Below are 25,859 nucleotides of genomic sequence, written 5' to 3' on the forward strand. Positions count from 1 at the left end.
ATAGCAAGGAGGCTGCGATGGCTACCAGGCAGTTCAATCTGCGGCTCGACGCGGCACTCGACGAGCGCCTCGAGGCGCTCGCGGCACGCACGGGTCGCACCAAGGCGTTCTACGCAGTCGAGGCCATCGAGTCATTCCTCAACGACCGGGAGGACTACTACCTCGCCAAGGACGCACTCCAGGAGTTTCGGGACTCTGGCGAGGCTTCGATCAGCGTCGATGAGATCGACTTCGGAAGTCTGGGCTCGTGACCTATCGGGTCGAGATCACCCTCAAGGCACTCAAGCAAGTCTCGAAACTAGACAAGGCGACCCGCCTTCGCATCGAGCGATTCCTCAAGGTGGGGCTCGACCGCGAGAATCCGCGCGCCCAAGGCAGGGCTCTCGTCGGGGAGCCCTTCTGGCGCTATCGCGTGGGCGACTACCGAATCCTGGCGGCGATCGAGGACGGCGTGCTGCTTGTGCTGGTTGTCGACGTCGAGCATCGCCGCAGCGTCTACCGCAGTCGGTGACGCGACACAAACTCGCTAACTGCTTGGTCGCTCGATCGCGGTGATGGTCCCCGAGTACATCCCCATCCGGCATCCATAGGTGTAGGTACCAGGCTGTTTGAGAGTGACGTCGACGGTCGCCGGTCCGCTGACCGCGTCGAAGTCCGGCAACCCGAGTTCGGTGGCGTCGATCAGACTTGCGCACGAGACGACCGACGGATCCACGACCCACTCGATGGGTTCGCCCGCGTACACCACTGTGCTCTTCGGCGAGTAGCCCTTCCCGACGATCTCCACGGTCGCGCGCTGAACCCCGTCCACGTCGACCACGTTCGAGGTGCGCGCGGTGGCGACGATCTGCTCGCCGCTGAGGCCGGGGAACAGCGAATGCAGGGCGCCCGACGCTGTGGTCACCGCGAAGGCCAGGACGAGTACCCCTATGGCCCGGAGGGCTGGGGCGGCTCTGGGTGTGCGGGCGGCCTGCGCGCCAGTCGCGGCCGCGAGCAGGCCAGGGGTTGTTCCCACCGCGAAGGCGCCCATGATGAGCGCGCTCGCGCGCGGGGATCCGGTGGTGAGCGCCATGACCTGCACCGCCTGCGTGAAGCCGCAGGGCAGGAAGAACGTCGCCGCCCCCAACAGCGCGGGGCGTGCCAACCCAACCGCAGCGCCCGACCCAACACCGACGTCGGGCCGCTGCACGCGGCGCGTCCACGAACCCCAGGACGCCGGAAGCGAGAACTGCCAGGCGGCGAGGCGAGGGGACAGGCCGGTGAGGCGAAGGCCGAGCAGGCCCATGACCACTGCGACGACGATCATGGTCGCGGCGAGAGCTGGGCCGCTCGGCGCGAACGCGCGGCCGAACGCGCCGATGAGCGCCCCGAACGCGGCGAAGCCCACGATCCGCCCCGCGTTGAAGGCGAGGTGGGGTCGCATGCGCGCGGCGGCCGGCGCCGAGGCGGCGAGGGAGATGACGAGGCCGCCCACAAGCGCCATGCACGTGGACACGCTCGCGGTGACGCCGAGCATGACGATGAAGAGCAGCGAGCCCGAGCCGGCGTTGCGCGTCACGGACTGCAGCGTCTCGCCCGCCCCGGTGGTGGCGAGCGCGATCGCCGCGAGGCCCACAACGATTCCGGCGAGCGCGACGTCCCGCCACACGCGGCGCTCCTTGGTGAGCCACACGCGGGAACCCAAGGAGTAGGGCGTTCCCGCAAGGGAGCGGGCGAGAGCGGCGTCGGTTGGCAGTGCGTCGCCGGAGATCAGAAGCGTGCCCTGCCGTGCGTGGGCACGGGCTTTGGTGGCGCCTGCCGCCAGCGCCGCGTCGGCGACCGTCTGCTCGCACGCCGCGCAGGTCATTCCCGCGATGCGCACGGTGCGCTCTTCCACGTGGTCAGGCTATGCGGGCCCCGCTGGGCGCGCCCGGGACCTAGGTCTAGTCCTACGCCTGTGCCAAAAAGACACCATTCCGACTTGACATGACACCACAGTGGTGTCAAAGTGGAGCCATGGAACTCGGAACCTATGCTCGCGACCTGCAGCGCCAACTCGTCGACACCGCAGAGGCGGGCGGCGAGGACGCCCGCGAGATCGCGGAGAGACTCGTCTACGGCCTCGACGCGACGGCGCGCCTAGTGCTGCTCGACGCCCTCTCGGCCGCCACGGCCGAGATCACCCGCGACCTGGCGCCGGGATCCGTCGACGTGCGGTTGCGCGGCCGCGACGTGGAGTTCGTCGTGACGCCAGCCGCGGCCGAGGCGGAGGCCGACGAACGCGAGGCCAACGAATTCACCGACGCCAGCACCTCCCGCACCACCATCCGCCTGCCGGACTCCCTCAAGATCAGGGTGGACGACGCGGCGGCCGCCGACGGCATGTCCGTCAACACCTGGATGGTCCGCGCCATCGCGGACGCCCTCCAGCGCAAGCCACGACGCGCCGCAAAGCGCACCGCCCGTACGGGCGACAGCTTCACCGGCTGGGCCGGCTAGCCGGTCCGCCCCACACCTTCAGAAAGGCACCGCCATGCCCACTTTCACCACCACCGGTCCCATCGACGTCGCCATCAAGGTCCCCAGCGGGAGCGTTGACGTCATTGCGAGTGACAGGCCCGACGCTGTAGTCACCGTCAAGCCCGCCAACCCGGGACGCGACCAGGACGTTCGCGCGGCTCGCGAGACCACCGTCGAGTTCGACGGCTCGCGCCTCACGATCGTCGCCCCAAAGCCCAAGGTCGCCGTGTTCGGCACTACCGAGTCCATCGAGGTCACCGTGGAGGTGCCCACCAGCTCGCGCCTCACGGCCGAGGCCAGCGTGGGACCCGTGGGAACGTCGGGCGTGCTCGGTGCCACGCGCATCAAGGCCGCAATAGGAGGCGCCAGGGTGGGCGACACCGGCGATCTGTGGGTGCACGCCACCCACGGCCAGGTGACAGCCGGCCGCGTCGCGGGCGACCTCGATGCCTCGTGCGACCACGGCTCCATCCGGGTCAAGTCCGTCGCGGGCGCGGCCAACCTCAAGTCATCGCACGGCAACATCACCATTGGGGACGTGGGCGGCGAGGTCGAGGCGAAGATGTCCTATGGTGACCTCGAGATCTCCTCTGCTGCCGCCTCCGTCGCCGCAAAGACGGCGTACGGCGCCATCGAGATCGGCGAGGTCAGCTCGGGTGCCATCGAGCTGGAGAGCGGCTTCGGCTCGCTCACCGTTGGCGTCCGCGAAGGCGTGCCAGCGTGGCTGGATCTGTTGTCCAAGAACGGCCACGTGCGCAATGACCTCGCGAGCCAGGACGCCCCTACATCGACCGAAGGGTCGGTCTCTGTGCACGCGCGAACCAACTTCGGTCACATCGCGATCCACCGGGCTGCGTAACCTCGTCAGCGGTGCGTCTGCTCCGATCCCGCGAGGCGCTGCGCCAGGTATATGGGGATGATGGAGACCACGACGAGCACCACCGCGATCACCGCGACGATCGGCGCCTGGTTGGGCCGGAACATGTTGTTGAGGATGAAGATCGGCAGAGTGGTCACGCCGGAGCCGGCGGTGAAGGTCGTGACGATGATCTCGTCGAAGCTGAGCGCGAACGCCAAGAGCCCGCCGGCCATGAGCGCGGAACGCAGCTGGGGGAACGTCACCAGCCGGAACGTGGTCCACACGCCGGCGCCGAGGTCGGCGGACGCATCCTCGAGGTTCACGCCCGTGCGGCGCAGGCGCGCGATGACGTTGTTGAACACGGTGACGATGCAGAACGTCGCGTGCGCGATGACCACCGTCCACAGCGACAGCGGCACCCCAAGGATGGTGCGGAAGAAGTTGTTGAGCGCGATGCCGGTGATGATGCCGGGAAGCGCGATGGGCAGCACGATCAGCAGCGAGATCGCCTGGCGTCCGAAGAACGCGAAGCGCTGCAGGGCGAAGGAAAGCAGCGTGCCCAGCACCGTGGCCGTGGCCGTGGCGATAAGTGCGATGACAACGGAAGTCGCAACAGCGTCGGCCGCCCCCTCGCTTTGGAACGCCTTCCCCCACCACTCGAGCGTGAAGCCGGGCGGCGGCCAGGAGAGCGAAGTGGACGTGGAGAACGAGTTCACGAGCACCACGAACAGCGGCACATAGAGCCCAACGAGGATGAATCCCGTCACCACCGCGAGGGTGACGCGAGCGCCTTTGCCTAGTCGCATGTCACGCCCCTACAGGTTGTCCAGGGCGCCCGTGCGCTTCACGAGCGCGAGGTAGCCGAAGATGATGACGATGGGGATGAGGGCGATCGCGGCGGCGAGGGGCAGATTGTTCGCCGCGCCGACGTTGGTGTAGACGAGGTTGCCGAGCATCTGGCTGGCGCCGCCGACGATGTTGACGGTGATGTAGTCGCCGAGAGAGAGCGCGAACGCGAAGATCGTGCCGGCGACGATCGCGGGGAATGCGAGGGGAAGCACCACCGAGCGCATGGTTCGCGAGGCCGTGCCGCCGAGGTCGGCGGAGGCCTCGAGCAGCGAATCGGGGACGCGCTCCAGGCCCGCGTAGATGGGCAGGATCACGTACGGAAGCCACAGGTAGGACAGCGTGATGATGGTCGCGGGGATGCCGTAGCCGGGGGAGTGCAGCCCAAAGGGCTTGAGGATCCACTCGAGGATGCCGTCTGAGGACAGCACGGAGCGCCAGGCGTAGGCCTTGACCAGGTACGACGCCCACAGGGGCATGAGCACGGCGATGACGAGCAGCCGCTGCGCCCGCGGCGAAGCGACCTTGGCCATGAAGAAGGCGATCGGCAGCGCGATCATGACGTCGATGAACGTCACGGCGATCGCGATGCCGAGGGTGCGCACGGTCACCGTCTGATACAGGGAACCCGTGACGACCGTGATGATGTTGTCGAACGTCCACTCGCGCTGGATCTCACCGGTGAAGGTGTCTACCTGCCAGAACGCGGTGACGAGCAGCAGCGCGAGCGCCACCACGTACACGACGACGAGCCAGAACAGCGGCGCGGTGAGCAGCAGCGTGAGCCGCGTTCGCGGGTGGGTGGACAGGAAGGCGGACGTCTTCCTGGCTGGCGACTGCCGAGGCGGAGCGATGTGCCCCGCCTCGGCAGTCGTGGTGTCGGTTACCGCCAAAGTCAGCCCTTGATCTCCGACCAGGCCTCTGTCCACTTGGCGTAGTCGATGCACTTCACATCGGTGCGGCCGTCGACGCAGTCCGCGATCGGCGTGGTCCAGTACCAGATCTGTGCCGCGTAGTCCGCGTCGCCTGCGTGGTAGGCCTCGCAGTCGTCGCGGTAGTTGCAGGCATCCTGGCTGGACGGGGCCTCACCGAAGTAGGCGGTCGCCTGTGCGTTGACCTCCGGGCTGGCGATCCAGTCGAGCCACGCGTAAGCGCAGTTGGGGCTCTTGGCCTTGGACGCGATCATCCAGGTGTCTGACCACCCTGTTGCGCCCTCGCTCGGAAGCACGGCCGCGGTGTTGCTGACCTCGCCGGCCAGCACGTTCTGGATGACCTGCCACGTGGTCCCCACCACGGAGTCGCCGGACTCGAACGCCTGGATCTCCTTGAGGTAGTCGGACCAGTACTCGCCAACGTGAGCACGCTGATCCTTGAGGAGCGCAACCGAGGCGTCGAACTGCGCCTGGTCGAGCGCGTAGGGGTTCTTGATGCCGAGGTCGGGCTGCGTCTTCATGAGATACAGCGCCGCGTCCGCGATGTAGATCGGCGAGTCATACGCCGTCACCTTGCCGCTGTACGCGGAGGCGCCGTCGAAGACCACGCTCCACGACGTCGGCGCCGGGGTCACGACATCCGTGTTGTACAGCAGCAGGTTGGCGCCGTATCCGTGGGGCACGCCGTAACTGACGCCGTCAACCGAGTTCCACGCCTGGTTCTTCAGGAAGTCGAAGACGCCCGCATAACTGGGGATCAGGTCCGTGTTGACGGGTGCCACGTCCTTCGCCGCGATGAGGCGCAGCGTGGCGTCGCCGGAGGCCGCGACCACGTCGTAGTCGCCCGTCTTCATGAGGCTCACGGCCTCGTCGGAGGTGCCGTACGACTTGGACACGACCTTGCACCCCGTCTTGTCGGTGAAGCCGGTCACCCAGTCCACCGAGGGGTCGTTGCTGCCGTCCTCGACGTATCCGGGCCACGCGAGGATCGATACCGAGTCCTCCATGTCGCCCAGGGCCGTCGCCATTGCGGCTGGCTCGTCGCCACCCGAACTGCCGCAGGCGGTAAGCGCAACGAGCGCCCCCGCGGCAAGGGCGGATGCGACTGCTGCGCGCCGCCCGCGTGTGATGTCTCGCATGGTGTTGTCCTCTCCCAAGGGTTGTCTGGTTTGCCTTAAGTACCAGGTGGGATGAGTGCCACGACATCGTCGTCGTGCCAGCTCACGTGGACCCGGTCCCCCCGGTCCTTGTCCGCCTTCCGTGACCGGTCGTTGTGCTCAAGCACGCTCACTCGCGGCCCTGCATCGAGATCCACCACACGGCGGATGCCGCTGCCAAGGTAGATGGATTCGACGATCGTTCCCTGGGCGCTGCGCATGCCCGACGCTGTGGCGGCTCCTCGCCAAGGGTCAGTTTCTCTGGTCGAACGGAGAACTCGCCGTCGCGGCCCAAGAGGGTGCGGGCGTGCTCCTCGCCAAAGAGGTTGGACGTGCCGACGAAGTCGGCGACGAAGTGGGAACTGGGGCGCTCGTAGAGCTCGAACGGGGTGCCGAGCTGCTCGATGCGGCCGTCGTTGAACACCGCGATGCGGTCGCTCAGGGTCAGCGCCTCTTCCTGATCGTGCGTCACGAAGATGAAGGTGATGCCGAGGTCGCGCTGGATCTGCTTGAGCTCCACCTGCATCTGCTCGCGGAGCTTGAGGTCTAGCGCGCCGAGCGGCTCGTCGAGGAGCAGCACCTTGGGCTGCACCACCGTGGCACGGGCCAGCGCTACGCGCTGGCGCTGGCCCCCGGAGAGTTCGGAGGGCTTGCGGGTGGACAGATGGTCGAGGCGCACGGAGGCGAGGGCCCGCATGGCGCGCTCGTGGCGATCGGCCTTCTTCATGCCGCGCACGCGCAGGCCGTAGGCCACGTTGTCGATCACGTTCATGTGGGGGAACAGCGCGTAGTCCTGGAAGACCGTGTTGACGTCGCGGTCGAACGGCGCGGCGTGGGTCACGTCCTCGCCGAAGAGCTCCACGGTTCCCGACGTGGGCTGGGCGAAACCGGCGATCAGGCGCAGCACCGTCGTCTTGCCGGAGCCGGAGGGTCCGAGCATGGAGAAGAACTCGCCCTCGGCGATCTCCAGGTCGACGTTGTCGACCGCGGTGACAGTGCCGAACTCCTTCGTGAGTCCGGTCAGCCGAATGGCGGCTGTTCGCTCATCGTTCTCCTCGTGACGTCGTTGTCATCGAAACATATAGAACCATATCTAATCGAGTCGGGAGTGTTACAGTCTCGTGAAATATCGCTCCCGGCCCCAGGATCGAGACCGCCATGCCACGCTCCACCGGTCAGCGCGACGCGCACCGCTCGGTGGTCTTCGCGCCGCTGGACGCCACGGGGCGCGCGGAGCTCGTGGCCAGGCGGCTAAGCGACGCGATCATCAGCGGCCTGCTGCACGACGGTGAGAAGCTCCCGAGCGAGGCCGATCTCGCCCGCTCCATGGGCGTGGCGCTCGTCACCGCTCGAGAGGCGCTCGAGGTCCTCCGGGTGAACTCCCTGGTAGAGACCCGACGCGGGCGTGAGGGCGGCAGTTTCGTCACCTACGACAAGGACGCGGCTAGGCGCGTGCTCGAGCAGCGGCTCCAGGGCCACTCGCGGATCGCACTGCGCGATCTCGCCACCCACCTCTCCGCGATCGCGGGCACGGCGGCGGAGCTAGCCGCCCAACGCGCGAGCGACGACGACGTCCACACCCTGCAAGCCATCCACCGCGATGCCGACCTCAGTACGGAAGGAGGCGCGCGTCGGGCCTTGCTGCGCTTCCAACTGGAAGTTGCCGCTATCAGCCAGTCCCCTCGGCTGGTGCGCGAGGAGGTGCGGCTGCAGTCCGAGGCGGGCCCACTTATGTGGCTGTGCCTGCGCGACGAGGAGTACCGACGCCGCTCCGCGCTCGCGCGCGAAGAGGCCATCGAGGCCATCGCCGCGGTGGACGCGGCCGCGGCCAGGGGCGCGATACTTGGGTTGATCGAGGAGGCGATGATGTGGCTCATCGACGAGAAGCTGAGGCTGGGATGAGCGCTGTGAGGTTGAACGACGTGGGGTTGAACGGTGCAACGCTCGCGGCGGCGGAGGTTGCCGCGACCATCGAGGGGCTCGCCGCGGCGGTGGAGGGCTGGCGGCTCGAGCTCGTGGAACACCTTGCCACGGAGCGCCTGCGCACCGCGGCGGCCGTGGATCCGCTCGTCGAGGCTTTCGCTGTCCCTGCGGTGACCGACGGCCCGCTCATCACCGGCTCCGGCTTTGTCGCGGCGCCCGGGCTGCTCTCGGACGCGAAGTGGCATCTTGCCTGGTGGCTCGGCTCTCCAGAGGCCGAGGTTCAGCGACTGGCGACCGTTGACGACGAGGCGGCCGACGGCTTTCGCGACTACACGGCTCTCGAGTGGTGGCGCGTGCCTTTCGGCACGGGCGACCCGCACCTCACCGGGCCGTACGTCGACTACCTGTGCACGCAGGACTACGCGGTCACGCTCACGGTGCCGGTGGTAGTCGATGGCTCGTTTCTTGGCGTTGTTGGGTGTGACGCGCTCGTGAGCAGGCTCGAGGAGCAGCTGCTGCCGGTGTTGCGCCGGCTCGCCGCGCCTGCGGCCGTGGTCAACGCCTCCGCGCGCATTGTGACCGCGACCGACTCCCGCCACGAGCCGGGCGACATCCTCAGGCTCGAGGGGTTGGCCGACGCTCTCTCGCCGTTGCGCGAGACGCGGCCTTCGGCGGTGGACGCGGTCCTGCCGGGAGGGGCCCACGTGCTCTCGTGTGGGGCGAGCTCGCTCGCTCTCGTTGTTGGTTAACGTTGTGTGCGAAGCGTGCGCGCGAGCGTCTCGCAGTTGTCGCCAACAACTGCGGCTCGACCACGCAAGGTTTCAAGTTCCGAGGATGAGCCGGTGGTCGCCTGCGCCTGATCGAGCGCGGCCAGTAGCGCGTCTCCCACACCCTCGGCCATCTCGACGAGCCGTCCCCGAAACCAGTCCGCGTCGACGGCCAGGCTTCCGGATGCGTAGAGCACCCGCTTCGGCGCCAGCGGTCGGAGATTGTACGAGCCGCCAAACCTGAACGCCATCCGCCCGGAGGCAAACGCCGTCTCAGGTGTCTCGAACAGGCCCGCCGAGATTACGTCGTACGCCGGTGCCAGCCGCGCCTCAGAACCGTGAAGAAGCAGCGAGTGGTTCTTGGCGTGACCATCGGTGCCAGCGATGAGCATGTTGAAGGCTTGCAGTAGAGCGAGCTGGTTCAGTGATCGCTCCCTGTCCGCGGGCGTGACGTGGCGTCGGATCGCGTCGGTCACGACCTTGAGCGACGGCCCGCCGTCGAACTCGTACTTGACCGATCGGCTATACCCCAGCATCTGGCAGAAGTCCTCTTGGTGCACTCGCCTCACGGCTCCGTCGGCCACGATGCGGTCGAAGCGCTCGACGATGACGGCCATTCGCCCCTCAAACGTCCCGAGCTCGACACGCGACGCTGCAATGCCCAACGCGGCCGCCGCGCGCATCGTCACGAACTCCGCAATGTCAGAGCCAGGAAGGCCCGGCATGCCTACCTTGAAGATGTGGGTGCTGGGGGCGTCAGCCCGCGGCTCGATCCAGGCGTCGCCATCGCGCGTCAGCGCGAATTTCCCGAACTGGCCCGCAAGCGACCAATGACCGAGCCTGCGTTCGGGGGCGGCGGTCGCGGGGTCCGCGCGGAGCCTGTCTATTTCGCTTGCGATCCGCTCGGAACTCCAGGGGATCCGAGTACTGCTGCGGTCCAGCGACTCACCAGAAGGAGCAAACTGCACGGCCCCCGCAAGGTCGAGGCCCACGTGATGGAGGAGTACGTACGCCGAATCGGTGCGTTCGCCGAACTTCGCGGCCAGGGCGGCACGGAGGCGGTCATTGTCGGGAAGCAGGTTGTCGATCCACCTGGCGGGCGCAGTGCCCAAGTGCTCCTCGTCCCTCAGCGGCATGGACAGTGACAGTGGCGTCGGTCGTGGTTGCGCACGATAGTCAGCGTCGTAGGCGAACCGCACGCGCCCTTCGACGTCGTCAGTCATGACCCCGGCACGGTGTCCGCCCAGGTAGACGTCGAGCGTCATTGTCCGCTGCCCGTGATCTGGTCCAGGGGCTGCCCAGAGACTCCGGGATGACGTCAACGACGAGGCCTGTCCACCTCAGCGCTTGAAGTACCAGGTCGATCCGCGCGGTTGGGGCACCCTTCTCCACGGACACGACCCACTGCCTTGAGGTGCCCACGCGATCGGCGAGTTCCTGCTGCGACCAACCCTTCGCGCGGCGTGCCGAGCGGATCTGCGCGCCGAGGTCCTGTGCATCGAGGGCGATCACCGGGAGCCTCCTGTCAGCTGCGGTTGACATTCCACCTTGTGTCAACTATCGCCGACATTGACGTCTGTGTCAACCATGGATGACAGGTCGACGCGTTCAATTGAGCGATTCACTCAACTCGAGCCAGCGCTCCTCGAGCTCCGCATTCTCGGCTTCGAGTGCCCGCAGGCTATCTGCGAGTTTGCCCACTCCTGCGTAGTCGCTCTGCTCATGGGCCGCCATCTGCTCGTGGAGCCTGCTCACCTCCGAGGCAATGCGCGCCATGCGCCGCTCTACGGCCTGCAGCTCCTTGGTGAGCACCCGCCGGTCCGCCTGCCTCCCGGTTGAGGTAGATGCGGGGTGTTCCGCGGCGGTTTTTCGCCCCGGAACTACCTCAACAGATGCAGGACCGAACGTGCCCACGCCACCGGAACCCCGGCGTCGGGCCCGCGAGAGCGCCACATACTCGTCAACTCCGCCGGGGAGATGGCGCAGCCCGCCGTCGATGACCGCAAACTGCTCGTCGGTGACGCGCTCCATCAGGTAGCGGTCGTGGCTGACCACCACGAGCGTCCCCGGCCACGCGTCCAGCAGGTCCTCGAGCGCGGCGAGCATGTCCGTGTCGAGGTCGTTTGTCGGCTCGTCGAGGACCAGCACGTTGGGCTCGCCCAGCAGCACCACCAGTATTTGCAGGCGCCGCCGCTGGCCGCCGCTCAGCCGCCCGACGGGGGTCTTGAGTTGGGCGCTCGAGAAACCCAGGCGCTCCAACAGTTGGCCAGGGGTGAGCTCGCTGCCGTCGGCGAGGGTGACGCTCGAGTACCGCTTCACGAGGGCTGATACGCGCTCGTCGCGGTGCTCTTCGAGTTCCGCGAGCTGCTGCGAGAGCGCGGCGACGCGGACGGTCTGGCCGCGCTTGACGCGGCCGGAGGTGGGCTCGAGCTCGCCCGTGATGAGCCGCAGCAGTGTGGACTTTCCCGCGCCGTTCTCTCCGAGCAGGCCCACGCGCTGGCCGGGGCCCAGGCTCCAGTCGATCTCGTTCAGCACCCGCTTGTCTCCGTAGCTCACGGACGCGCGGATCAGCTCCACCACGTCCTTGCCCAGGCGGGCTGTGGCCATGCGCTGCAGCTGGATGGGATCGCGCACGGGCGGCACGTCCGCGATCAGCGCGTTGGCCGCGTCGATGCGGAACTTGGGCTTGGACGTGCGCGCGGGGGCGCCGCGCCTAAGCCAGGCCAGTTCCTTGCGCATGAGGTTCTGCCGACGCTGCTCGGTGACGTTCGAGATCCGCTCGCGCTCCACGCGCTGAAGCACATAGGCGGCGTATCCGCCCTCGTACTGGTCCACCTCGCCGTCGTGCACCTCCCACGTCGCGGTGGTGACCTCGTCGAGGAACCAGCGGTCGTGGGTGACGACGGCCAGGCCGGAGCGGGACGCGGGCCAGCGCTGCTTGAGGTGCTCCGCGAGCCAGGTCACGCCCTCGACGTCGAGGTGGTTGGTGGGCTCGTCGAGGATCAGCACGTCGTGCTCGCCAACCAGCACGTGTGCCAACGCGACCCTGCGCTGCTGGCCGCCGGAGAGGGAGCCGACCACAGCGTCGGGCGGGAGGTCTGGGACGAGGCCGGACATGACGTCGCGAATGCGCGGGTCCGACGCCCACTCGTGGGTGTCCGCGTCGCCGACGATCGCCTCGAGAACGGTGAGGTCGGTGTCCACGTGGTCGCTTTGGTCGAGGACGCCTACACGGGTGCCGCGGGCGGAGGTGACCCTTCCCTCATGGGGTGCCATGCGGCCCGCGAGGATCTTCAGCAGCGTGGACTTCCCGGCGCCGTTGGCGCCCACGATGCCGACGCGGTCGCCGTCCTGGAGGCCCAGCGTGACCGATCCGAGCACGGTCCCCATGCCGAAGTCCACGTGGACCGACTCGACGCCAAGGAGGTGTGCCACGGGGTCAAGGGTAGTTGGGGAGGACCCTTGCTCAGTGCCGGGGCCTGGACTCCTTCTGACGCTCACGAGGGGCGAAGGCGCGATACCGTTCCGGCATGAAGCTGAAGCAGGCCGCGGTGGGAGCTGCGGGGCTGGACGTGGCCGCGATCCTGGTCTTCGCGAGCATCGGCCGCGCGAGCCACGAGGAGGGCATCCTCGGCGACAACGGCGTTGGGCTCGCAACCACACTGTGGCCGTTCCTCGCGGGCGCTGCCGTGGGGTGGCTCATCGCTCGCGCGTGGAAGCGACCCTGCGACTGGCGCCGCACGGGCGTGATTGTGTGGGCGTCAACCCTGGTAGTTGGCATGGTCCTGCGCGCGGTCTCCGGCCAGGGCGTCCAGCCCTCGTTCGTCATCGTCGCGGGGCTGTTCCTCGCGCTGTTCCTGATCGGCTGGCGCGTGGTCTCCGGCTGGATCGCGCGGCGGCGCGGACTCAAGGGCTAACAGAGCCGCGGGTCAAGCCCGCCTGAGCAGGATCACGCCATCCCGCAGCACCCCGGGCTCGCCGTCAGGGCTCACAGCATGCCGCTCACGGACGGCAACCTCGATCGGTTCCCACAGCGACCCGTCGAGCGCGAGCGACGCGAGGTCAACCTCGGGAGCCTGGAGCTGCGCGTGATGCTCATGCGCGAGCCCGCTCCACCACGGTGCCTCGGCATGGGTGAGCACAAAGAGGTGGCCTCCCGGCTTCACCCATGACGCCGCCGAGCGCAGGATCTCGATGCGCGGCAGGGCCACGGTCGAGTGCAGGAACGACGAGCACACGAGGTCAACCGGCGCGTCGGGCACCCACTGGGAGAGGTCCGCGGCCACGAACGTCGCCCCAACCACGCCAGCCGCGGCCTCTCGCGCGCTGGATCGCCGTCGGCGAGATGTCCACGCCGGTCACGTTCCAGCCCTGGGACGCGAGCCAGGCGGCATCGGCGCCCTCGCCGCAGGCCAGATCGAGCGCGGTGCCGGGGGTGAGGCCGGAGATCACCGACACCAGCGTCGGGTTGGCGCTTCCCGACCACGCCCGGGTGTTCTCGCGGTAACGCTGCTCCCAGTGCTCCGCCGGATCCTGTTCCCTCATGCGAGCAGGCTAGCGGCGCGGAGGCGCAGCGCGGAATAACTTGACGTGTCAAGTAGTTACCTCTATCGTCACTTGAACACTCAACTTAATGAAGGAAATCATGGACGTCGTATTTCTCATTGCCCGCATCCTCTTTGTGCTCATCTTCGCGACGAGCGCGATCGGGCACATCGTCAAGGCCAATGACATGGCGGGTTACGCCAAGTTCAAGGGCGCCCCCGGCGGCAAGTTCGGTGTGATCTTCTCCGGAATCACGCTCGGCGCGGGCGCGATCATGGTGCTGCTGGGCATCTGGGGTGACGTCGGCTCGCTCCTCATCGCCGCGACCCTCATCCCGATCACGTTCTTCATGCACGCGTACTGGAAGGACGGCGACGCCCAGGCCAAGCAGGGCGACCAGGTCATGTTCAACAAGAACGTGGGCCTCATGGGCGGCGCGCTCGCCTTCTTCCTGCTGTTCGCGGTGACCGCGGCCAACCTCGGCCTCACGATCACGGGACCGCTGTTCCATCTCTCGTAACGACGGAAGGGGAGGCGGGCCGCTTGGCTCGCCTCCCCTTTTCTCTTGCCCAGGCGGCCCGACGCTAGGGTTGCGCAGTCTCTAGGATGGCGCTGTGCGCTGCGACGTCCTTCGCTTTGTTGCCTTTGAGGATCTCGGCACGTGGGAGGCGGAGATCCGCGCCCATGGATACGAGGTGCGATACCTCGAGGCGGGGATTGACGATCCTTCGCCCCTGGCCGACGCTGACCTCGCCTTTGTGCTAGGCGCACCCATCGACGCGGACGACGAGGCGCACTACCCGTGGCTCGCAGATGTGCGCGCGGTGCTCGAATCGCGAATGGATGCCGACCTTCCCACAGTAGGCATCTGTCTTGGCGCGCAGCTCATGTCCCTCGTCCGTGGGGGCGAGATGACCCGCGGCAACAGGGAGGTTGGCTGGGCTCCGCTCGTTCTCACATCCCACGCAGCTGACACCCCGCTGCGCCACCTCGCGGGGGCGCCGGTGCTGCACTGGCACCAGGACGTGGTCTCGGTTCCCGACGGCGCGACGCTGCTCGCGAACTCTCAGCTCAACCCGAATCAGGCGTTCTCTTTGGGGAGGTCGCTCGCGCTGCAGTTCCATCCTGAGGCGGATCCCGAGATGAACGAGCGGTGGCTCGTGGGCCACGCGGGCGACCTTCAGCGCTGGGGATTCGACCTCGGCGACCTGCGCGCGCAGCGCGCCGAGCACGGCGACGCGGCCGCGATGGCCGGAATCTCGATGGTGCGGGAGTACCTCAGGGGCCTCTAGCGCTGGATCCGGCCACGGCGTCGGGCACGTTCTCACAGCGGCGCGGCAGCGACCGTGCGGGAGAATTCACCAGACCGTTTCGGCGGCGATCTTGGGGCGAAACGGCGCGTCGTTAGCGTCGGAACAGCCAACACACGCTGGCTTCACCCAAGAGGAGTCCCCGCATGACGTACGTCAAGCCGCCGGAATTCGCAGCGTCGCTCATCGACGTAGGCGAGTCCAAAGTCCACCTGTCCACGCCCGACACGCTGATCCGCGCCTTCATGGGCGGGGCGCTGCTCACGCTCGCGGCCGCGTTCGCCATCAAGATGGCGGTGGACACCGGTCTGCCCATCGTGGGCGCCATCCTGTTCCCCATTGGCTTCGCCCTTCTCTACCTGCTCGGCTACGACCTCCTGACCGGGGTCTTCGTGCTCGCCCCGCTCGCGTGGGTCGCGAAACGGCCAGGAGTCACCGGGCGCGCGGTGCTGCGCAACTGGGGGCTCGTATTCGTTGGCAACTTCGCGGGCGCACTCACGGTGGCGCTGCTCGTGACCATCTTCGTCACCTACGGATTCAGCACCTCCATCGACGACGCGGCGAATCAGTTCGCGGCCTACGGGCAGAAGCTCGCGGCGATCGGCCACGACCGCACGCTTGGCTACGCCGCGCACGGCGCCGGCGGCTGGCTCGCGGTGTTCACCCGCGGAATGCTGTGCAACTGGATGGTGTCCACCGCCGTGGTCGGCGCGTACATGGCGAAAGACGTCGTGGGCAAGATCCTGGTGATGTGGCTGCCGGTCATGCTGTTCTTCGCCATGGGCTTCGAGCACTCGGTGGTCAACATGTTCCTGTTCCCCGTTGGGATCATGCTCGGCGCGGACTTCACGTGGGTGGACTACTTCACCTGGAACGAGCTGCCGGTGGTGCTGGGCAACCTCGTTGGCGGGCTCACCTTCACCGGTGCCGCCATCTACCTCACCCACTACCGCACGGCGTCCAAGCCCAGTGTGGCCGCCGACCTGCCAGCGGCGGTCAGCGCGAGCGCCTAGACCCCGGCGCGCGAACTCCGGCCCTCCTCCACACAATCGGCGCTGCCCTCAACCCTCCTGCGGGCAAACTGCCTGGTATCTGCCATGCCGGGAACAGCGTCGGGCCAAAATGTGTGGAGGAGGGCCGTTGAGCGCGGGCTGCCCGACGCTGCGAGCGGGTCTGCCCGATAGTGTGAGGGGGCATGAGGCTGGCTTTGATGGGCGCGGGGATGGTGATCCTCGCACTCGCGGGCTGCTCGGCAGCGCACGGTACCTCGCCGAGTCCGTCGCCCAGCTATGCCGGTCCCGCGGCGATCGACGTGCACTGCAACGAGGACCTCAGCATCACTGTCTCGAGCGCCACCGTCGCGGCCACTTCCGGCGGGGTGGTCCTCAATGTCTCGAGCGAGGCGCCAGCGGGTGCGTACCTCAACTATGGGACTGGCGGCGATGAACTCCCGGCGGGTCCGGCCACCTGGACCCTGGGCAACCCGCCTGGGCCGATGACGCTCTCGTGCTCGACTCTCGATGTTGAGGGCGACCCGGTCACCGTCAGTGTCACCGATCCGAATGGTTACTGGTCGAACGCCACTACCGAGGACCTCGGCTGTGTCATCGGCGGCATGCCCGGATGGGCGATCGAGGGTGGCTCCGGTTCCACCCCAGATGACGCACTCGCGGAACTCGCCGCGAACTTCAACGCGGCGACGAACGGCGAGCCGCTGACCACTTGGCGCCCTGCCTCGGCGGGATACCCGGATGCGACGCGCGAGACCTGGGTCGTGGGCACCGCCGAGAAGGTGAAGATCACCGCGATCGTCGTGCAGACGGCCACCGGCTACGAGTCCTACCCGGATGCTCTGTGCGTCGAGGGACCGTGGGCGGACTCCTGACCTCTGCTAATCCAGGTAGGCGATGTAGCCGAAGGCCACCACCGCGGACCACAGCGTCGCGGCGAGCAGCGCCACCAGCACCAGGTTGAACACCCAGCCCGGCGCGTCACCCGGCGAGCGCACGCCAGCGACCCCAGAGATCATGCCTATGAGGGCCGCGAGGAACGTCACCAGCAGACAGATCAGGATTGCGTAGTAGTACACGGGGTCCTGCGAACTCATGTTGTGGTACGCCGAGCCGTGGTTGCCCACGAGCGCATACACCGCCCACGCGACCGCGCCGAAGGATGCGAGCGAGAGCAGCACGCGCAACCAGCCGGTGCCCTTCGAGACGTTAACGATCATCGCTGTACCCAGCTGCCGCGTCGGGCCTACTCGTTGTCGCCGCCGGTCGCTGCCACGGCGTCGACCTTGCCGGCGTCGCCGCCCTCGCCCCGAGCGTCGGGCCACACCCAGTCGTTGACCTCAGGGGTGTCGATGCCGAACTCGCGCGCGTAGCGGCGCGAGTGCAGCCGGGTGTCGAACATCTTCTGGCGCAGCGACGCGGCCCGCGACCCCAGTTCGGGCACGCGATCGATGACGTCGATCACCAGGTGGTACCGATCAATGTCGTTGAGCATCGCCATGTCGAACGGCGTGGTGGTGGTGCCCTCCTCCTTGTAGCCGCGCACGTGTAGGTTGTCGTGGCCGTGGCGGCGGTAGGTGAGGCGGTGGATGAGCCACGGGTAGCCGTGATACGCGAAGATGACCGGCTTGTCGGTGGTGAAGAGCTGGTCGTACTCGCGGTCGGCCATGCCGTGCGGGTGCTCCTTCTCGGGCTGCAGCCGCATCAGGTCAACCACGTTGACCATGCGGATCTTCAGGTCCGGAAGTTCGGTGCGGAGGATGTCGATAGCCGCGAGCACCTCCAGAGTGGGCACGTCGCCCGCTGCGGCGAGCACAACGTCGGGCTCCTCGCCTGCCGGCACGTTGGACGCGAACTCCCAGATGCCAAGCCCGCGGGTGCAGTGGTCGATCGCCTGGTCCATGGTCAGCCACGACGCCTGCGGTTGCTTGCCCGCGACCACCACGTTGACGTAGTCGCGAGAGCGCAGGCAGTGGTCCCATGTGCTCAGCAGCGTGTTCGCGTCGGCGGGCAGGTAGACGCGGACAACCTCGGCCTTCTTGTTGATCACGTGGTCGATGAAGCCCGGATCCTGGTGGCTGAAGCCGTTGTGGTCCTGGCGCCACACGTGGCTGGATAGCAGGTAGTTCAGCGAGGCGACGGGCCTGCGCCACGGCAGTTCGCGCGAGACCTTGAGCCACTTCGCGTGCTGGTTGAACATCGAGTCGACGAGATGGATGAACGCCTCGTAGGACGTGAACATGCCGTGGCGGCCGGTGAGCAGGTAGCCCTCGAGCCAGCCTTGGCATTGGTGCTCCGAGAGCATCTCGATGACGCGGCCATGTTTGGCCAGGTGGTCGTCGTTGTCATAGATCTCCGCCATCCACACGCGGTTCGTGACCTCGAGGGCCGCGCCGAACCGGTTGGACGCAAGCTCGTCTGGAGCGAAGATGCGGAAGTTGTCCATGTTCTGCGCGACCACATCTCGCACCCAGTCGCCGAGCACGCGCGTGGCCTCCACCACCGCAGTACCGGGCACCGGCACGTCCACCGCGTAGTCCCGGAAGTCGGGCAGGCGCAGGTCCCGCAGGAGCATGCCGCCATTCGCGTGCGGCGTCGCGCTCATGCGCAGGTCGCCCTCGGGCGCGAGCGAGGTGTACTCCTCGAGCGGCGTGCCCGCCTCGTCGAATAGCTCGTCCGGCCGGTACGACTTGAGCCAGCCCTCGAGGATGTGCAGGTGCTCCTCGGTGTCGCGGGCCGACGCCAGGGGCACCTGGTGCGCGCGCCACGAGCCCTCCGTCTGCTTCCCGTCGATCTCCTTGGGGCAGGTCCAGCCCTTGGGAGTGCGGAACACGATCATGGGCCACATGGGGCGCTCCATGTCCGGGTTCCGCGCGGCCTCGGCCTTGATCGCGGCAATCTCGTCGAGCACGGTGTCCAGCAGCTCGCCAAAGCGGCGGTGGATGGACTCGTGAGACTCGTCGTCGAATCCGGCCGTGAAGACGTGCGGCTTGTGGCCGTACCCCTTCATGAGGTCAACGAGCTCATCCTCGCTGATGCGCGCGAGCACCGTGGGGTTGGCGATCTTGTATCCGTTGAGGTGGAGGATCGGCAGCACCACACCATCGGTGGCGGGGTTGAGGAACTTGTTCGAATGCCAGCTCGTGGCGAGGGGACCCGTCTCCGCCTCACCGTCGCCCACGATCGTCGCGACGAGGAGGTCCGGGTTGTCGAAGGCGGCGCCGTACGCGTGGCTCAGCGAGTATCCGAGCTCGCCGCCCTCGTGGATGGAGCCCGGCGTCTCCGGCGCCACGTGCGAGGGGATGCCGCCAGGGAAGGAGAACTGCTTGAACAGGCGCTTGATCCCCGGCTCGTCATACGAGATGTCCGGATAGGTGGCGGTGTACGTGCCGTCGAGGAAGCTGCTCGCAACGAGGCCGGGCCCCCGTGGCCGGGGCCGATGATGTACATCGTGGGCTGCTGGCGGTCCGCGATGACGCGGTTGAGGTGCGCGTACAGGAAGTTGAGGCCCGACGTTGTGCCCCAGTGGCCAACAAGGCGCGGCTTCACATGGTCGCGGGTGAGCGGCTCCCGCAGCAGCGGGTTGTCGAGCAGGTAGATCTGCCCGACGCTGAGGTAGTTGGAGGCCCTCCACCACTTGTCGATCTTGGCGATCTCCTCGTCAGAGATGCCGTCCGGGTTGACGCTCCAAGGGGCCGCGTTCATGACTTCCTCCAGGTGGTTGCCGCTCACCCAACCCTATGCGCAAGCGTGTGAACGCACAGCCCGAAATGACCCAGGTACACCGGCTGTTCACCCGCGAAACGCACGAGGTCCCGGCCGCTGTGCGCGACCGGGACCTCGTGTCGGAAGAACTGCTAGTGCGTCATGACCCTGTACGTGTACGTGACCTTGAGGCTGGTGTTGTACACCCACTCGCCCCCGTCGAGGCCAACGTAGACGTAGGTCTTCTTTGACCCCGTGGCGAGCGTCACCGTGCCAAGGCTGTTGGTGCCCGTCTTCAGGTGGCCGCTGCGAACGCTGCCGTAGTCGCCGCCGAGGAGCCAGTCGATCGTGCCCGCCTTCTTGACACCGTAAAGCGTGGCGTTGACCTTAGCGCCGCCGTACGCCTCGGCGCTCACCACGTAGGACGGGACGGAGACCGCGCCCAGGCCGATCAGCGCGTAGCCATCGACAATTGACGCGAACGGCGCCTCACAGTAGCTGTATCCGGACTTGGGATAGTTGATGTAGCAGGCGTTCTCTTCGTACTGGTCGTTGGCGACGTACTTCTTGAACGCCGACGCCGACTTGTAGGTGAGCGTCTTCGTCTTCGTCTTGAGCTTGCCCGAGTCGACCTTGACCGTGGTCGAGGCGGTCTTCGTCGACCCCTCCGGTCCCTTGATGGTGACCTTGACGGTGTAGGTGCCGGGCACGATCTTGCCGTTGACCTTGCCGTCCCACGTGAACTTCTTGGTCGCGGAGGAAGTGAGCGTCCAGGTCTTCACCGTCTTGCCGGAGCGGGTGATCTTGACGCTGCCGGTCGCGGCGAGGGTCGTGCCAGTGGTGGTCGAAGGCTTGACGGTGAACGAGACGGTGTCGCGGTAGTAGTCCTTGTACGGGTAAACCGACGAGGCGGTCCTGGCGAGAGACACGCCCGTCACCCCAGTGGAGATGACATCGATGTCGACCGGGTCAGACTCGTAGTTGGTGCTGCCTCCGAAGGCGTGCACGCTGGCGACGACTGGACCGGTGCCCGCCTTCAGCGCGGTGCCGCTGATCGTGGCCGTGGCATTCGAACCATCCGTCGAAGCGACGGGAGCCGTCGCGGTCTTGCCCCCGACGGTGGCGCTCACGGTGCCCTCGAATGGCACAACTTCGCCGGTCTCGTCCCACGCGTAGACGGTGACGGTGGTGGAGTGCGGCGTGGCGCTCGCGAGGGTGAAGATCGAGTAGGTCGAGAGGTCGGTGAAGACGTCGGTCGGCTCGCCGGAACCGACGGTGAGGCCCGTGGACACGGCGTCGCCGCCAACCGGCGTCGCAACGAGGTAGTAGTTGCCGGCCTCTAGGCCCGCAACGGGAACCGTCACGTCGGCGCTCAGGTCCTCGGCCGTCAGCTCGACGGACGGCAAGGTCTCGACTTCAGCCCAGCTGGTGTCGGAGATCGACAGCGACACGATGGTCGGCGCGTCAGACGTGACCGTCACGTCGGTGCTGTCGCGGACGCCGTCACCCGCGGGGAGCGTGATGATTCCCGCCTCGGTGATGTCGAGGTTCGGGACGACGGGATCGTCATCATCGGCGACGGCGGTTGTGATGCCGACAGAGGCCATCAGGGCGCTCAGGGCTGCTGCGCTGAGAACTCGCGAAACGAGCGGTCGTACCATGGGTTTCCCCCTAATAGATGTTGTTGCGCCACACAGTATCGCCTTGATCGGCGGCGTGTTAACCGGTGTGGTGGACTTCACTTGGCGAGAGGCCACGAACCGGTCGAATCGCCCAAAACCAGCGAAGACGCCCTAAGAAATCGCGGCCAGCGACTGCGCCGCTATCTCGCGCTCCTCATTGGTGGGAACGACCCACACCTGCACCCGTGAGGAATCGGCGGAGATGAGCGTTGGCGCCGTCTTGCGACCCGCATTGCGCTCGGGGTCTATGACGATCCCCAGCTCCTCTAGCCCGGAGAGCGAGTTGAGCCGGACGGCATCGTCGTTCTCGCCAACCCCGGCCGTGAACGTGATGGAGTCGAGGTGCCCAAGGAGCGCGTAGTAGCGGCCCACGTACCCGCGGATGCGCCGGTAGTAGATCTGCAGCCCAAGCCGGGCGTCCTCGTTGCCGGCCTCGGCCGCCGCGTGCACGTCCCGCAGGTCGTTGTATCCGGTGAGCCCCAGCATCCCTGACTGCTTGTTGAGCAGATCGTCGATCTCGTCGATCGTCATGCCGGCCGAGCGGCCGAGGTGCGCCACCACGGCAGGATCGATGTCTCCCGTGCGCGTCCCCATCACCAGACCCTCGAGCGGTGTCAGCCCCATCGAGGTGTCGAACGAGCGACCGCCCTTCACCGCACAGGCCGACGCCCCATTGCCCAGGTGCAGGACGATCTGGTTCAGGTCGCGAACGTCCCTGCCCATAGCGTCGGCCGTTGCCCGCGAGACAAAGTCATGAGACGTCCCGTGGAAGCCGTAGCGGCGGATGGCGTGTTCGGCCGCGACCCTGCGCTCGAGAGCGTACGTGTACGCCTCCGCCGCCATGGTCTGGTGGAAGGCGGTGTCGAAGATCGCCACGTGAGGGATCTCGGGGAACGCCTCGCGGGCCGCGCGGATGCCCGCGGCGTGCCCCGGATTGTGAAGCGGGGCCAAGGCGGAGAGCACCACGATGCGCCGCTCAACGTCGTCATCGATGATCGTCGGGGCGGTGAACTCGTCGCCGCCCTGCACCACGCGGTGCCCGACGACGTCGATCGCGGCGAGCGCCGCGGCGTTCGACGCCTCGAGGCTCCTGATCACCTCGGCGACGCCGGCCGCGTGGTCCGTCACGCGCTCAACGAGGCCCACGGCGAGCGGTTCCTCCGCCGTCGTGTCGATGAGCTGGTACTTGATGGAGCTCGAGCCGCAGTTGAGCACGAGCGCCAGGCCGGGGACGGGCAAGGTGTTGTCTCCTTAGGGAAGCTGCTGCGCCTGGATCGCGGTGATGGCAACAGTGTTGACGATGTCTTGCACGAGCGCGCCCCGAGAGAGGTCGTTCACCGGCTTGCGCAGGCCCTGGAGAACCGGGCCGACGGCGACGGCGCCAGCGGAGCGCTGCACCGCCTTGTACGTGTTGTTTCCCGTGTTGAGATCGGGGAACACGAGCACGGTGGCTCGCCCGGCCACGGGGGAACCCGGCGCCTTGGACGCCGCGACGGAGGGCTCCACGGCGGCGTCGTACTGCATGGGACCGTCAACCAGCAGATCGGGCCGACGCTCCCGCACCAGTTGGGTGGCGAGCCTCACCTTGTCCACGTCGGAGCCCGTGCCGGATTCACCGGTCGAGTACGAGAGCATCGCGATACGCGGCTCGATGTGGAACAGGGCGGCGGTCTCTGCCGACGAGATGGCGATATCGGCAAGCTGCTCCGCGGTCGGGTCAGGGTTCACGGCGCAGTCGCCATAGACAAGCACCTTGTCCGGCAGGCACATGAAGAACACCGAAGACACGATCGACACCCCTGGCGGCGTCTTGATGAGCTGGAAGGCAGGGGTGATGGTGTGGGCGGTGGTGTGCGCGGCCCCGGACACCATGCCGTCCGCGAGCCCCTCCTTGACCATCATGGTGCCGAAGTAGCTGACGTCCTGCACCTGGTCGCGGGCCTGGTCCAGCGTCACGCCCTTCGCGGCCCTCGCCTCGTGATACGCGGCGGCGAAGCGCTCGATGAGCTGCGGGTCGGTCGGCGACTGGATGGTGGCGCGCGCGATGTCGATGCCCAGCTCGCCCGCGCGCCCGCGAATGCTCGCCTCGTCGCCGAGGATCGTGATGTCGCACACGTCTCGCGTCAGCAGGCGCGCGGCGGCGCGGAGGATGCGATCATCGGACCCCTCTGGAAGGACGATGCGGCGCTTCGAGGACCGCGCCCTGTCGATCAGGTCGAACTCGAACATCAGCGGCGTGATAACGTCGGTGCGCGCCACGTCGAGCGCCGCGAGCAGCGCCTTTGCGTCCACGTACTTCTCGAACATCGCGAGGGCCGTGTCCACCTTGACCCGGCTGTCCTGGCTGAGGCGCCCGCGGGTCTTGTACGCCCTGGTAGCCGTCTTGAAGGTGCCCGACGCTGTGCGGAGTACCGGAAGCGGCGAGCGCAGTCCTGCCACCAGTCTGGCGACGGTGGGCGGCGGCTCGAAGCCGCCCGTGAGCAGAATTCCCGCGAGAGCGGGGAAGCCGCCCGCGCTGTGCGCGCTGAGCAGGGCGAGGACAGCGTCGTCCCTGTCGCCGGCCGTGATGACCAGAGCGCCCTCCTCGAGCCGGTCAAGGAGGTGCTCCGTCGTCATAGCGCCGATGAGGATAGAGCGCGCCTCCCGGCTCATGAGGTCGGGATCGCCGGAGATGAACTGGGCCCCCGTGGCCGCGGCGAGCTCGCTCAGCAGCGGCGCCACGAGGATGGGATCCTCAGGGATCGCGCCCATGCGGACGTCGGCGGGAAGCGCAGCGAGGATCGCGTCGAGCTGCGCCGGCTCGCAGCGGTTCGCGAAGATCGCGGCGACATGCGCGTGGTTGGCCTCGAGCTCACTGCGCGCCTGCTCCGCGACCTGGGCGATGTCCGCTGGGCTGCGATCGATGCCGTGGACCACGAGCGCGACCGGCGCGCCGAGGTTGGCGGCGATGCGGGCGTTGAACTCGAATTCGGCGGCGCCGGAGACGTCCGTGTAGTCGGTGCCGACGATCACCACGGCGTCCGAGCGCCGCGCCACGTCGTGATACCTCGAGACGATCGTCGCGAGAGCGGCCTCGGCGTCGTTGTGCACGTCGTCGTAGGTGACGCCGACGCATTCCTCGTACGTGAGGTCGATCCCGTCGTGGGCCAAGAGCAGCTGCACCACATAGTCGGAGCCGTCAGCGACGCGAGCAACCGGCCGGAAGATACCCACCCGGCCAACCGACCGCCCAAGAGCAGCGGTGATGCCGAGCGCGACCGTCGACTTGCCCGAATCTCCCTCGGTGGAGGTGATATAGATGCTCCGCGCCACGCCCCAAGCATTCCACGAACCTCAGGCGAGGTTGCCGCCAAAGGTCCCTGAAGCGTCGGGCCGCGTCACCGAGGCGTCGTGTGCACTGTTCCACAGTCCATTCCCGGCTCAAGCGGTCACCCCTAGACTGCTGGCGGGCGCTACGAGGGAAAGCGCGATGGGCTACCGGTGGGGACAGGCGGCATGGTGAAGCGGGCGCGGGCGTGGTTTCACGCCACATGGCTAACGCTCGCGCGCCTAGGGACGGACGCGGCACGGGCAGACGACGCCCGCGCCATCGCGTCGGCGAACCGGTTCTACGTGCTCGCGATCGCGGCGAACCTGCCCTGGCTGGTGGTGCTCGCGGTCATCGGCGGCCCCACGCCGGCCCCCGTCGCGACCCACGCCGTCATGCTCATCACGTGGGCCGCCGGGCTGTGGCTCAACAAGCTCCGCATGCCGTTGTTGGGGAGCGTGCTCGCGCTGCTCGCGCCGCTCATGCAGTACACCTACCTCACGGACGTCTACTCGCGGCCGGCCGCCTTCCAGCTGCACCTTCTCGCTATGCCCGCGCTGAGCTTTGCGCTCTTTCCCGCCAGACGCTGGGGCATGCGGCTTGGCATCGGCCTGCTTGGTGCGGCGGTGCTCTTCTCCGTGTATCTGTTCCCGGCGTTCGAGGTTCCGAACTTCGAGATCTCCAGTGGCACGATCCACGCGCTCGCCATCTGCAACGTGGTGTCCACCCTTGGGCTGCTGTACACGATCGCGGCGTTCAACAGCTTCTTCTACCAGCGCGAACGCAACCGCAACGAGCTGCTGCTGACCGAGGCGCGCGCCGCGGCTCAGACGGACTCCCTCACCGAATCCCTCAACCGCCGCGGGATCGCCCCGGTCATAGCGTCGGCCGCGCGACAGGGTCAATACGCGCTCGCGCTCGTTGACCTCGACCGCTTTAAGCGGATCAACGACGCGCTCGGCCATGGCGCTGGCGACGTTGTGCTCTCCAACGTCGCGCGGTCAATTGCGAGGTCGATCGGCGACGCGGGCACCGTTGCGCGGTGGGGTGGAGAGGAGTTCCTCATCGTCCTGCCGCAGGTGTCGCTGAATCACGCCCTCGCCGTTCTGGAGCACATGCGGGCCGAGATTGAGGACGAGTATGCGGTGGACGGTATCGCCCAGCCGGTCACCATCTCGGCAGGGGTGGCGCACGGCAGGCAGCTGGCTCCGAAGGAGGAGCTGCTGCGCCTTGCAGACGCCAAGCTTTACGAGGCGAAGGCGGCCGGGCGCAACATCGTTCTAGGTGCCGGACTGGAAGACGCCGTCCGCGACTGAC

At 67.4% G+C, this 25,859-nt stretch carries 27 protein-coding genes and 1 pseudogene; 12 read left to right on the top strand and 16 right to left on the bottom strand.

Translation table 11 applies throughout. The annotated features are described in order from the left end of the window. Positions 1 to 17 precede the first annotated feature (17 nt). Both NVV57_07865 and NVV57_07870 read left to right on the top strand, forming a co-directional pair. Positions 18 to 251 (top strand): TraY domain-containing protein, encoded by a 234-nt coding sequence (locus NVV57_07865; GenBank protein ID MCR6712606.1) that lies wholly within the window; start codon positions 18 to 20, stop codon positions 249 to 251. Beyond that, positions 248 to 511, top strand: a complete 264-nt coding sequence (locus NVV57_07870) for a type II toxin-antitoxin system RelE/ParE family toxin (protein ID MCR6712607.1) — start codon at positions 248 to 250, stop codon at positions 509 to 511. The genes NVV57_07865 and NVV57_07870 overlap by 4 nt, the downstream gene beginning before the upstream one ends. A gap of 15 nt (positions 512 to 526) precedes the next feature. Here NVV57_07870 and NVV57_07875 read toward each other — a convergent pair whose 3' ends face one another. Then, positions 527 to 1,876, bottom strand: coding sequence for a sulfite exporter TauE/SafE family protein (locus NVV57_07875; protein MCR6712608.1), 1,350 nt, complete (start codon positions 1,874 to 1,876; stop codon positions 527 to 529). 119 nt (positions 1,877 to 1,995) lie between these two features. Between NVV57_07875 and NVV57_07880 the strand changes: the two genes are divergently transcribed. Together NVV57_07880 and NVV57_07885 are read left to right on the top strand one after the other, a co-directional pair. Next, positions 1,996 to 2,478: a histidine kinase gene (locus tag NVV57_07880; GenBank protein ID MCR6712609.1), complete on the top strand. Its 483-nt coding sequence runs from the start codon at positions 1,996 to 1,998 to the stop codon at positions 2,476 to 2,478. Positions 2,479 to 2,512: 34 nt separating this feature from the next. Then, positions 2,513 to 3,358 carry a DUF4097 family beta strand repeat-containing protein gene (locus NVV57_07885; protein MCR6712610.1) on the top strand — a complete coding sequence of 282 codons (846 nt, stop codon included), beginning with the start codon at positions 2,513 to 2,515 and terminating at the stop codon, positions 3,356 to 3,358. A gap of 5 nt (positions 3,359 to 3,363) precedes the next feature. Here NVV57_07885 and NVV57_07890 read toward each other — a convergent pair whose 3' ends face one another. Genes NVV57_07890 through NVV57_07910 form a run of 5 tightly spaced genes read right to left on the bottom strand, consistent with a single transcriptional unit; the run spans position 3,364 to position 7,233 of the window. Continuing rightward, positions 3,364 to 4,164 (bottom strand): ABC transporter permease, encoded by an 801-nt coding sequence (locus tag NVV57_07890; GenBank protein MCR6712611.1) that lies wholly within the window; start codon positions 4,162 to 4,164, stop codon positions 3,364 to 3,366. 9 nt (positions 4,165 to 4,173) lie between these two features. Then, positions 4,174 to 5,097 carry an ABC transporter permease gene (locus NVV57_07895; GenBank protein ID MCR6712612.1) on the bottom strand — a complete coding sequence of 308 codons (924 nt, stop codon included), beginning with the start codon at positions 5,095 to 5,097 and terminating at the stop codon, positions 4,174 to 4,176. 2 nt (positions 5,098 to 5,099) lie between these two features. Then, positions 5,100 to 6,275 carry an ABC transporter substrate-binding protein gene (locus NVV57_07900; GenBank protein MCR6712613.1) on the bottom strand — a complete coding sequence of 392 codons (1,176 nt, stop codon included), beginning with the start codon at positions 6,273 to 6,275 and terminating at the stop codon, positions 5,100 to 5,102. Between the two features lie 35 nt (positions 6,276 to 6,310). Next, positions 6,311 to 6,514 carry a TOBE domain-containing protein gene (locus tag NVV57_07905; protein MCR6712614.1) on the bottom strand — a complete coding sequence of 68 codons (204 nt, stop codon included), beginning with the start codon at positions 6,512 to 6,514 and terminating at the stop codon, positions 6,311 to 6,313. Further along, a complete protein-coding gene (locus tag NVV57_07910) occupies positions 6,424 to 7,233 on the bottom strand; it encodes an ABC transporter ATP-binding protein (protein ID MCR6712615.1) in 810 nt (269 codons plus the stop codon). Before NVV57_07910 ends, NVV57_07905 begins: the two co-directional genes overlap by 91 nt. A gap of 218 nt (positions 7,234 to 7,451) precedes the next feature. Between NVV57_07910 and NVV57_07915 the strand changes: the two genes are divergently transcribed. Together NVV57_07915 and NVV57_07920 are read left to right on the top strand one after the other, a co-directional pair. After that, a complete protein-coding gene (locus tag NVV57_07915; GenBank protein MCR6712616.1) occupies positions 7,452 to 8,195 on the top strand; it encodes a GntR family transcriptional regulator in 744 nt (247 codons plus the stop codon). Between the two features lie 20 nt (positions 8,196 to 8,215). Next, positions 8,216 to 8,965: a hypothetical protein gene (locus tag NVV57_07920; GenBank protein MCR6712617.1), complete on the top strand. Its 750-nt coding sequence runs from the start codon at positions 8,216 to 8,218 to the stop codon at positions 8,963 to 8,965. Here NVV57_07920 and NVV57_07925 read toward each other — a convergent pair. The 3 genes from NVV57_07925 to NVV57_07935 all read right to left on the bottom strand — a co-directional run bounded on the left by NVV57_07925 (position 8,962) and on the right by NVV57_07935 (position 12,418). Then, complete coding sequence (locus NVV57_07925) at positions 8,962 to 10,206, bottom strand: HipA domain-containing protein (protein MCR6712618.1); 1,245 nt, start codon at positions 10,204 to 10,206, stop codon at positions 8,962 to 8,964. The genes NVV57_07920 and NVV57_07925 overlap by 4 nt on opposite strands. Further along, positions 10,199 to 10,525 (bottom strand): helix-turn-helix domain-containing protein, encoded by a 327-nt coding sequence (locus NVV57_07930; GenBank protein MCR6712619.1) that lies wholly within the window; start codon positions 10,523 to 10,525, stop codon positions 10,199 to 10,201. The genes NVV57_07925 and NVV57_07930 overlap by 8 nt, the downstream gene beginning before the upstream one ends. A gap of 66 nt (positions 10,526 to 10,591) precedes the next feature. After that, positions 10,592 to 12,418 carry an ABC-F family ATP-binding cassette domain-containing protein gene (locus tag NVV57_07935; GenBank protein MCR6712620.1) on the bottom strand — a complete coding sequence of 609 codons (1,827 nt, stop codon included), beginning with the start codon at positions 12,416 to 12,418 and terminating at the stop codon, positions 10,592 to 10,594. Between the two features lie 95 nt (positions 12,419 to 12,513). Here NVV57_07935 and NVV57_07940 point away from each other — a divergent pair, with 95 nt between their 5' ends. Beyond that, positions 12,514 to 12,900 carry a DUF3054 domain-containing protein gene (locus NVV57_07940; protein ID MCR6712621.1) on the top strand — a complete coding sequence of 129 codons (387 nt, stop codon included), beginning with the start codon at positions 12,514 to 12,516 and terminating at the stop codon, positions 12,898 to 12,900. Between the two features lie 12 nt (positions 12,901 to 12,912). Here NVV57_07940 and NVV57_07945 read toward each other — a convergent pair whose 3' ends face one another. Both NVV57_07945 and NVV57_07950 read right to left on the bottom strand, forming a co-directional pair. Next, positions 12,913 to 13,269, bottom strand: a complete 357-nt coding sequence (locus tag NVV57_07945; GenBank protein MCR6712622.1) for a hypothetical protein — start codon at positions 13,267 to 13,269, stop codon at positions 12,913 to 12,915. Continuing rightward, on the bottom strand, positions 13,226 to 13,528 hold the full coding sequence (locus tag NVV57_07950; protein ID MCR6712623.1) for a TPMT family class I SAM-dependent methyltransferase: 303 nt from the start codon (positions 13,526 to 13,528) through the stop codon (positions 13,226 to 13,228). The genes NVV57_07945 and NVV57_07950 overlap by 44 nt, the downstream gene beginning before the upstream one ends. An 88-nt stretch (positions 13,529 to 13,616) precedes the next feature. Between NVV57_07950 and NVV57_07955 the strand changes: the two genes are divergently transcribed. The 4 genes from NVV57_07955 to NVV57_07970 all read left to right on the top strand — a co-directional run bounded on the left by NVV57_07955 (position 13,617) and on the right by NVV57_07970 (position 16,723). Further along, on the top strand, positions 13,617 to 14,048 hold the full coding sequence (locus NVV57_07955) for a DoxX family protein (protein ID MCR6712624.1): 432 nt from the start codon (positions 13,617 to 13,619) through the stop codon (positions 14,046 to 14,048). Between the two features lie 94 nt (positions 14,049 to 14,142). After that, positions 14,143 to 14,820, top strand: coding sequence for a glutamine amidotransferase (locus NVV57_07960; GenBank protein MCR6712625.1), 678 nt, complete (start codon positions 14,143 to 14,145; stop codon positions 14,818 to 14,820). A 164-nt stretch (positions 14,821 to 14,984) separates the two neighbouring features. Continuing rightward, on the top strand, positions 14,985 to 15,851 hold the full coding sequence (locus tag NVV57_07965) for a formate/nitrite transporter family protein (GenBank protein ID MCR6712626.1): 867 nt from the start codon (positions 14,985 to 14,987) through the stop codon (positions 15,849 to 15,851). Positions 15,852 to 16,033: 182 nt separating this feature from the next. Then, the gene (locus NVV57_07970; GenBank protein ID MCR6712627.1) at positions 16,034 to 16,723 is read left to right on the top strand and encodes a hypothetical protein; all 690 of its coding nucleotides are present in this window, start codon (positions 16,034 to 16,036) and stop codon (positions 16,721 to 16,723) included. Positions 16,724 to 16,729: 6 nt separating this feature from the next. Here NVV57_07970 and NVV57_07975 read toward each other — a convergent pair whose 3' ends face one another. From NVV57_07975 to pta, 5 genes and pseudogenes are all read right to left on the bottom strand, one after another. Continuing rightward, positions 16,730 to 17,068, bottom strand: a complete 339-nt coding sequence (locus tag NVV57_07975; GenBank protein ID MCR6712628.1) for a hypothetical protein — start codon at positions 17,066 to 17,068, stop codon at positions 16,730 to 16,732. Positions 17,069 to 17,094: 26 nt separating this feature from the next. Further along, positions 17,095 to 19,553 (bottom strand): annotated as a pseudogene (locus NVV57_07980) (phosphoketolase family protein). Between the two features lie 152 nt (positions 19,554 to 19,705). Continuing rightward, a complete protein-coding gene (locus NVV57_07985) occupies positions 19,706 to 21,214 on the bottom strand; it encodes a hypothetical protein (GenBank protein ID MCR6712629.1) in 1,509 nt (502 codons plus the stop codon). Between the two features lie 132 nt (positions 21,215 to 21,346). Continuing rightward, positions 21,347 to 22,474: an acetate kinase gene (locus tag NVV57_07990; protein MCR6712630.1), complete on the bottom strand. Its 1,128-nt coding sequence runs from the start codon at positions 22,472 to 22,474 to the stop codon at positions 21,347 to 21,349. A gap of 12 nt (positions 22,475 to 22,486) precedes the next feature. Then, the gene (gene pta, locus NVV57_07995) at positions 22,487 to 24,547 is read right to left on the bottom strand and encodes a phosphate acetyltransferase (GenBank protein ID MCR6712631.1); all 2,061 of its coding nucleotides are present in this window, start codon (positions 24,545 to 24,547) and stop codon (positions 22,487 to 22,489) included. A 183-nt stretch (positions 24,548 to 24,730) separates the two neighbouring features. Here pta and NVV57_08000 point away from each other — a divergent pair, with 183 nt between their 5' ends. Beyond that, positions 24,731 to 25,858, top strand: a complete 1,128-nt coding sequence (locus tag NVV57_08000; GenBank protein ID MCR6712632.1) for a GGDEF domain-containing protein — start codon at positions 24,731 to 24,733, stop codon at positions 25,856 to 25,858. Position 25,859: the final 1 nt, after the last annotated feature.

It is taken from the genome of Demequina sp., from assembly GCA_024707205.1.
In the GTDB taxonomy this organism is placed as follows: domain Bacteria; phylum Actinomycetota; class Actinomycetes; order Actinomycetales; family Demequinaceae; genus Demequina.